The organism is Agromyces binzhouensis, from assembly GCF_004135055.1.
Lineage (GTDB): Bacteria > Actinomycetota > Actinomycetes > Actinomycetales > Microbacteriaceae > Agromyces > Agromyces binzhouensis.
Window position 1 is genome coordinate 1 of record NZ_SDPL01000257.1, and the last position, 4,461, is coordinate 4,461.

At 72.4% G+C, this 4,461-nt stretch carries 3 protein-coding genes; all 3 read right to left on the reverse strand.

The window, feature by feature from the left end; translation table 11 throughout:
- Window positions 1-122: 122 nt before the first annotated feature.
- The 3 genes from ESO86_RS12010 to mtrA are packed head-to-tail and all read right to left on the reverse strand — an operon-like array spanning window position 123 to window position 4,180.
- On the reverse strand, window positions 123-1,823 hold the full coding sequence (locus tag ESO86_RS12010) for an LpqB family beta-propeller domain-containing protein (protein WP_129235243.1): 1,701 nt from the start codon (window positions 1,821-1,823) through the stop codon (window positions 123-125).
- On the reverse strand, window positions 1,816-3,486 hold the full coding sequence (mtrB, locus tag ESO86_RS12015; protein ID WP_129235244.1) for an MtrAB system histidine kinase MtrB: 1,671 nt from the start codon (window positions 3,484-3,486) through the stop codon (window positions 1,816-1,818). Before mtrB ends, ESO86_RS12010 begins: the two co-directional genes overlap by 8 nt.
- Before the next feature lie 13 nt (window positions 3,487-3,499).
- Window positions 3,500-4,180 carry an MtrAB system response regulator MtrA gene (gene mtrA, locus ESO86_RS12020; RefSeq protein WP_129235245.1) on the reverse strand — a complete coding sequence of 227 codons (681 nt, stop codon included), beginning with the start codon at window positions 4,178-4,180 and terminating at the stop codon, window positions 3,500-3,502.
- Between the last annotated feature and the right edge of the window lie 281 nt (window positions 4,181-4,461).

Consider the following 4,461-nt stretch of genomic DNA (forward strand, 5'->3'; position numbering starts at 1 on the left):
GCCGCAGGGCGAGACGGTCATGGCGGCAGGATGGCGTGCGCCGGCGCCCGCGTGCGCGCAGCGGGCGGCACCTCCCCCGCACCGCCGCTCCCCGCCGGTGTGGAGGAGGGGAGCGCGGACGCTCAGCCGGTCTGCTGCGTGGCGAGGAACCGGAGGTCGCGCGCCTGCACCTGCCAGAAGACGCCCGCGCCGGTGGCGAGGTCGCCGTCGGACGTGAGGATCCTCAGGTCGCGCAGGCTGTTCGCTCCGTCGACCTGGATGCCCGACGGCGGCCCGTCGCGGGACTCGACCGGCGTGCCCAGCTCCTGCACCGTCAGTCGGGTGTCCGACTCGGACGTCTGCGTCAGGGTTCCGACGGTGCGGGAGTCCAGCCACGCGACGTCGAGCGGCGTGCCGCCCGATGCCCCGAGTTCGAGCGTGACCGGTCCCAGCTCGACCGGGACGCCGTCCTCGCCGCGCACCACCGACGCCGCGACGAGGCGGGTGCGGGAGCCGTCGACGAGCAGTGCCACCATGCGCGTGCCGTCGCGTGAGAGCTGGAGCGACACGATCCGGTCGGCGTTCCACGGCACGCCGATCTGGCCGCTCGATCCGTCCTCCGCGAACCAGGCGAGCTCGTCGGGAGCGTCGCGGGGCACGGACCACACGGTCCCGTCGACGTCCAGTGCGGGCGTGATGAGCCCGTCGCGGGGATCCAGGAGCACGGCGTCGGCGCCCGATCGCACGAGGTGCACGCCGTCGTCCGCGAGCACCGCAGCGGCCGCCGCTCCCGACCCGAGCGCGGCGCCCGACGGGCCGAGCGCCACGACCTGGTCGGACACGCCGTCGATCGGGGTCACCTGGTCGCCCGCCGACGACAGGTACCCGAAGCTCTCGCCGTCGTAGACGGCCGGGCGCGCATCCACCCGCAGCGTCCGCTCCGGCAGGTCCGACGTCTCGGGGGCGCTGAGCGGAACCCCGTTCAGGGTGAGCGAGACGTCGTCGACGTTCCGGACGGGCGCGAGGCTCTGCTCGAGCTGGTAGCGCATGAGCTGGATGGTCCGCAGGTTGTCGAACGCCGCCCCGGCCAGGTCGACCTCCGCGGTCCCGCCGGTGACGGGAACCGTCGACTGCCCGAGTTCGACGTCCTCCGGGAACGCGGATGCCACGCCCGGAGCGAGCCATTCGACGGGTCCGGCGAGCAGCGCCCGGACGATGCTCGTCTGGAGGGAGTCGCGGCCGGCGAACCAGCGCACGTCGGGGACGATGTACCTGAACTGCGGATCGAAGAACGCGAGGCTGTAGTCGCGGTAGACGAGGCCGAAGCTGGTCTCGTCGATGAGCACGCCCGGCGGGGCGAGCGAGATCCGCCACTGCTCGTCGACCTGCTCGAAGCGGTACTCGAGTTGCACGGGCTCGGTCGAGCCGGCGGCGATGTACTGGCCGTTCTCGGCGAGGCTCGCCTGCGGGACGACCCGCATCCGGATGAGGTCGTCGCCGAGCTGGGTGTACGAGCGATCGGCGAGCACGTCGATCGACACCGCGGCGCCCGACTCCCACTCGTCCGCGAACGTGGGCGTGAGGAACTGGCGGGCGATCTCGTAGTTGCCGCTGGGACTCGCGGCGGCGTCGATGAAGCCCTCGAGGATCTGCTGCTGGGTGGCGTCCTCACGAGGCCCGCGGGGAAGGACGTCGACGTCGACGGGCTGCTCCGTCGCTTCGGGGTTGCCCTGGTTGACGACGCCGCTCGTGGGGATCGACACGCACCCGGCGAGCGCCGCGACGAGCGCCGCGGCGGCGATCGCCGCCAGCACGCGACGCGCACGGGATGGGCGGCTAGGCATCGCTGACCTCCTGGATCGCGGCGCCGTCGTCGACGCGCGGTGCGTCGCCGGCCGGGCCGACCGCGTCGGGATCCGCCGGCTCGAGCGGAAGCGGCGGGACGACCGTCCGGGAGTCGTCGTGCACGCGCGGCAGGACGAGGCGGAAGACCGTCCCCCGGCCCTCCCGCGACCAGACGTCGAGCGTGCCGCCGTGGGCGACCGCGTCCTCGAGCGAGATCGCCAGCCCGAGGCCGGTCCCCCCGATGGTCCGACGTCGACTCGGGTCCGCCCGCCAGAAGCGATCGAAGACCCGCAGGGCCGCCTCCTCGGACATGCCGAGTCCGTAGTCGCGGACGGAGAGCGCCACCGCGGTCGCGTTCGAGTCGACCGCCACGACGATCGGGCGGCCCTCCCCGTGCTCGATCGCGTTGCCGATCAGGTTGCGCACGATGCGACGGATGCGGCGGGGATCGACCTCCGCGTCGAGGTGCCCTCCGGGCGCCTCGAGGCGGAGGTCGCTGCCGCGCTCGTGGGCGAGCGACTGCATCGACTCCACGGATTCGGCGGCGAGGTTCACCAGGTTGGTCGGCTCGGTCTCGAGCTCGACCGAACCCGCGTCGTACCGGCTGATCTCGAGCAGGTCGGCGAGCAGCGTCTCGAAGCGCTCCGTCTGGGTCTTGAGGAGCTCCGCGGTCCTGGCGGTCGCGGGCGGGAAGTCCTCGCGCTGGGCGTAGAGCACCTCGCCCGCGAGCCGGATGGTCGTGAGCGGCGTGCGCAGCTCGTGCGAGACGTCGCTCACGAAGCGCTGCTGCATGACCGACAGCTCGGCGAGCTCCCGGATGCGTGCCTGGAGGGTGTCCGCCATGCCGTTGAACGATTCCGCGAGCGCGGCCAGCTCGTCCTCCCCCTTGGCGGGCAGCCGCACGCCGAGGTCCCCCGCGGCGAGTCGCCGGCTGGTCGCCGAGACCGCCTGGACGGGCTCGATCACCCAGCGGACCACGATGAGCGTGATCGCGCTGAGGAGCGCGATCAGCGCGACGGCGCCGATCGCGCCGGTGAGCTGCATGAACGCGAGGGTCTGGGCGGCGTCCGCGAGGTCGTACCCGATGTACAGCTCGTAGCGTCCGGCGCCCCCCGGGATGATCAGGTCGGTGCCCACCACGATTCCCGGAACGGGCTCGTCCTCGCCGGCGAGCTCGACCGACTGCCAGTACTGGGTCTCCGGGTTCTCCTGCACGCGCTCACGGAGTTCGGGCGAGATCTTCCCGCCGAGGTCCGGGCTCAGGAAGTCCGGGGGCGCGAGCACGACCGGGGTCGTGCCGGGCGCACGGAACAGCGCGATGTCCGCGCTTCCGGAGACCCCGATCACCGTCTCGATCGCGGTGTTGGTGACGGCCTGCACGCTCGCCCGGTCGGCGGCGTCCGATGAATCGAGGATGCCCTGGGCGGCGGTGGCGGCCGTCGCCGACGCACCGAGCGCATCCTCGACCTGCGCCTGGAAGAGGTTCGACGCGACGGTGAACGAGATGGTGAAGCCGATGACGAGGATCGCGAGGCTCGACAGCCCGAGCGTGATGAGCACGGTCCGGAACTGCAGCGACCGACGCCACAGCGTGGAGAAGCGCCGAATGCGTTCGCGGAGCCATCCGGCGGCGCGCTGCGCCGGGCCTGCCGCGGTCGACATGGCGCGACCCGCCTCAGGTGGTGGCGCCGGCGCGGTAGCCCACGCCGCGGACGGTCATGACGATCCGCGGGTTGTCGGGATCGTGCTCGACCTTGGCGCGCAGGCGCTGCACGTGGACGTTCACGAGTCGCGTGTCGGCCTTGTAGTGGTATCCCCACACCTGCTCGAGCAGCATCTCGCGCGTGAACACCTGCTGCGGCTTCGAGGCGAGCGTGAGCAGGAGGTCGAACTCGAGCGGAGTGAGGTTGATCCGCTCGTCACCGCGTCGGACCTCGTGGCCCGCCGCGTCGATCTCGAGGTCGCCGACCGAGATCGTGTCGACGACCGTCTCGGGCGTCGGGCGGAGCCTCGTGCGGATGCGAGCCACCAGCTCCTTCGGGTTGAAGGGCTTGACCATGTAGTCGTCGGCACCCGACTCCAGCCCCTTGACGACGTCGGCGGTGTCGCTCTTGGCGGTGAGCATGATGATCGGCGTGCCGCTCTCGGCTCGGATGCGCCCGCACACCTCGATGCCGTCCATTCCCGGGAGCATGAGGTCGAGGAGCACGAGGTCGGGCCTGGCATCGCGGAACGCCGCGAGCGCGCCTCCCCCATCGGCGCAGAACACCGGGTCGAACCCCTCCGTGCGCAGCACGATGCCGATCATCTCGGCGAGGGCCGTGTCGTCGTCGACGACGAGTACGCGAGGCGTCATGCGTTCGTTCTCCGTGGGCTCCGGCGCGCAGGCCGGTCGGCGGTCCAGTGGCACCAGCGTAGCCGTTCGAGGGAACGCGTCGGCCGTGGGCGGCCTGTGGCAGCATTGTGGGATCCCCCGGGAAGGAGCACGACGCACGTGTCGGATCAGCAGTGGCATCCCCCCGCTCCTCCGGCGAGCACCGGCTACGGGCCGCCCCCGCTTCCGCCGGGCGTCGCCGAGCCGCCGCCGGCGCCCGGGTACGGCCCTCCGACGCCAGCCGGGTACGGCGCTCCGACCGG

What these genes read in the sequence shown, in the direction of transcription:
- ESO86_RS12010 (WP_129235243.1), bottom strand. Translation starts at nt 1,823, where the DNA reads ATGCCTAGCCGCCCATCCCGTGCGCGTCGCGTGCTGGCGGCGATCGCC.
- mtrB (WP_129235244.1), bottom strand. Translation starts at nt 3,486, where the DNA reads ATGTCGACCGCGGCAGGCCCGGCGCAGCGCGCCGCCGGATGGCTCCGC.
- mtrA (WP_129235245.1), bottom strand. Translation starts at nt 4,180, where the DNA reads ATGACGCCTCGCGTACTCGTCGTCGACGACGACACGGCCCTCGCCGAG.